This is a genomic window from Actinomadura verrucosospora (genome assembly GCF_039540335.1).
Taxonomy (GTDB): Bacteria; Actinomycetota; Actinomycetes; order Streptosporangiales; family Streptosporangiaceae; genus Spirillospora; species Spirillospora verrucosospora.
The window spans coordinates 1-3,137 of sequence record NZ_BAABEV010000098.1; the positions used below are offsets into that span (position 1 = coordinate 1).

The 3,137-nt window shown below is 72.7% G+C and carries 3 protein-coding genes; all 3 read right to left on the bottom strand.

What is annotated here, in order from left to right:
* On the bottom strand, positions 1-1,105 hold a 1,105-nt coding region (gene glpK / locus ABD944_RS42045), incomplete at its 3' end, for a glycerol kinase GlpK (protein ID WP_345187839.1).
* 34 nt (positions 1,106-1,139) lie between these two features.
* Positions 1,140-1,982 carry an MIP/aquaporin family protein gene (locus ABD944_RS42050; protein ID WP_345187843.1) on the bottom strand — a complete coding sequence of 281 codons (843 nt, stop codon included), beginning with the start codon at positions 1,980-1,982 and terminating at the stop codon, positions 1,140-1,142.
* 83 nt (positions 1,983-2,065) lie between these two features.
* On the bottom strand, positions 2,066-3,137 hold a 1,072-nt coding region (locus ABD944_RS42055), incomplete at its 5' end, for a thiamine pyrophosphate-dependent enzyme (RefSeq protein ID WP_345187846.1).

The following is a 3,137-nucleotide window of genomic DNA, read 5'->3' on the forward strand; positions in this document are numbered from 1 at the left end:
TGGCGCCGCGGGCGTCGGATCTCCAGTAGGGGGCGAACAGGCCGGAGAAGGCCGGGACGAAGTAGACGCCGCCGTTGTCGTCGACCTGCCGGGCCAGCGACTCGCTCTGCGCGGCGCCGGAGATGATGCCGAGCTGGTCGCGCAGCCACTGCACCGCCGACCCCGTCACCGCGATCGAACCCTCAAGGGCGTAGACGGGCGCGGCGTCGCCGAACTTGTAGCAGACGGTGGTGAGCATCCCCGCCTTGGACCGGACGAGTTCCTCTCCCGTGTTGAGCAGGAGGAAGTTGCCTGTGCCGTAGGTGTTCTTGGCCTCGCCGGGAGAGAAGCACACCTGCCCCACCGTCGCCGCCTGCTGGTCGCCCAGGATGCCGGTGAGCGGCACCTCGCCGCCGAGCGGGCCGCCCGGACGCGTCGTGCCGTAGGCGTCGGGCGCCGAGGACGGCTTGATCTCCGGCAGCATGGAGCGCGGGATTCCGAAGAACGACAGGAGCTGGTCGTCCCAGGAGAGGGTCTCCAGGTCCATGAGCATGGTGCGGCTGGCGTTGGTGGGGTCGGTGACGTGCACGCCGCCGTCCGTCCCGCCGGTGAGGTTCCACAGCACCCAGGTGTCGATGTTGCCGAAGATCGCGTCGCCCTGCTCGGCGGCCTCGCGGACCCCGTCGACGTTCTCCAGGATCCACTGGATCTTCCCGCCGGAGAAGTACGTCGCGGGCGGCAGCCCGGCGCGGTGCCGGATCGTCTCGCCCCGGCCGTCGCGTTCGAGCGCGGAGGCGATGCGGTCGGTGCGGGTGTCCTGCCAGACGATCGCGTTGTAGTAAGGGCGGCCGGTGCGCCGGTTCCACACCACGGTCGTCTCGCGCTGGTTGGTGATCCCGAACGCGGCCAGGTCGCCGTGCGACAGGTTCGCCTTGTTCAGCGTGCTCTCGATGACCGAGCGCGTCCGCTCCCAGATCTCGGTCGGGTTGTGCTCGACCCAGCCGGCCTGGGGCAGGATCTGCTCGTGTTCGAGCTGGTGGCGGGCGATCTCGTTGCCGCCGTGGTCGAAGATCATGAATCGGGTGCTGGTCGTGCCCTGGTCGAGGGCCCCGACGAAGTCGGCCATGGACTCTTCCTTTCCGCCCGAGGGAACGGGCCCGTCAGGTGACGTCGTACTCCGGCTCCGGCGCCGCGGGCAGGCCGCCCTCCTCCTCGGGGAGGTGGCGCCCGACGAACAGCAGGTACAGGCCGGCGCCGAGCACGCCCCCGATCAGCGGGCCCCCGATCGGCACCCAGAAGTACAGGTCGCCGTACTGGTCCCGCCAGGCGGTGTCGTATCCGGTGATGAACTGGGCGAGCCGCGGCCCGAAGTCGCGGGCCGGGTTGATCGCGTAACCCGCGTCGGAGCCGAACGCCATGCCGATCGCCACCACCACCAGACCGATGATCAGCGGCGCCAGGTTGGCCAGCGGCGGCGCGTTGCGCACGTCGGTGAGGGCCAGCACGAGGAACAGCAGGATCGCGGTGCCGATCACCTGGTCGCGGAACGCGCCCCAGGTGCCGATCGGCAGCGTGCCGTTGCCCGGCAGGGTGGAGAACACGAACTGGGACTTCAGGGTGTGGCCGGGGTCGAACTTGGCGAGGATCTCGCTGTAGTCCCACCGGACGATCAGCGCGGCCACGAAGGCGCCGAGCGTCTGCGCGAACCAGAACGGCACGACCCGGCGCCAGGGGAACCCCTTGAACACCGCGAGCGCGAGCGTCACGGCGGGGTTCAGGTGCCCACCGCTGGTCCGGGCGGCGACGTACACGCCGAGCGTGACCCCGATCCCCCAGGCCCAGGCGATGCTGTCGTGGCCGCCGAGACTCTGCGGCGCGCCGAGCCCGCTCGCCGCCACGGCCTGGGCGACCACGCCGACGCCGAACAGGATCAGGATCAGGGTGCCGGCGAACTCCGCCAGCATCTGCCTGGCGAGTTCGGGCAGCCTCGGCCCTTGCGCCATGTCTCCTCCTCAGGCATGTGAACCAGGCCACGACGGCCGTGATCGTGATCGTTCCCAAGGAGGGCGAGGCTACACAGAGTGAGTTAATGACCCCGGAAAGCTTCCTCCAGCCACCACGAGGGGCGGCTGCGCGTGATCTTGGCGTCCACGACCATCGGCCGGTCGCGGGGCCCCGCCAGCCAGGCGCCCACCGCCGCGAGGTCGCCCGGCGTCCGGACGGTCGCCGCCGCGCAGCCGAACCCCCGCCCGACCGCGGCCAGATCCGCGGGCGGGAACGTGACGGTGTCGAGGGGGTGCCCGCCCGGACCGAAGTGGTGCACCTCCGCCCCGTAGGCCTCGTCGTCGTAGACGAGCACGAGCAGGCCGAGCCCGAGCCGGACGGCGGTCTCCAGCTCCGCGACCGACATCAGGGCGCCGCCGTCGCCGAGCGCGGCGACGGTGAGCCGGTCCGGGCGCGCCACCGCCGCGCCGATGGCGGTCGCGAGGCCCAGCCCCACCGACTGGAACGCCTGCGTGAACACCAGGCCGTCCTCGTCGGGGACGTCCAGGAACATCGCCGGGTAGCCCATGAAGTTCCCGGAGTCGACGGCGACCGTGCGCTCGCGGGGCAGCATCCCGTCCAGGGCGATCGTCAGCGTGCGCGGGTCGATGCGGGGGCCGTCCGCGCCGTCCTCGCCGGGATGCTCGTCGTAGGGGACGTCCTGCCAGCGGCCCTCGCGGGCGAGACGCTCCGCCACCTCGGGCGTGCGGTACCCCGTGGCCCGGTGCCCGCGGGCGCCGAGCTCGGCCGAGGCGGCCCGGGCGGTCTCGGCGGCGTCGCCGATCAGGCCGAGGTCGACGGGGCGGTGCGCGCCGAGCGCGTGCGCGTCCACGTCGACCTGCACGACCGCGGCGGCCCGGTCGACGAGCGCGCCGTGCCGGGTCGTCCACATGTTCAGCGAGCAGCCCCACGCGACGACCAGGTCGGCGCCGCGGATCAGCTCCACCGCGGAGGGCGTGGCGAAGCCCCCGCTGACGTCCAGGGCGAACGGGTCGCCGGCGAACAGGCCGCGCACCACCGCCGACGTCGCGAGCAGCGCCCCGCAGCGCGCGGCGCGCTCGGCCTGCGCGTCGCGGGCGCCCGACAGGCGCGCGCCGCGTCCCGCGACGAACACC

What these genes read in the sequence shown, in the direction of transcription:
- ABD944_RS42050 (WP_345187843.1), bottom strand. Translation starts at nt 1,982, where the DNA reads ATGGCGCAAGGGCCGAGGCTGCCCGAACTCGCCAGGCAGATGCTGGCG.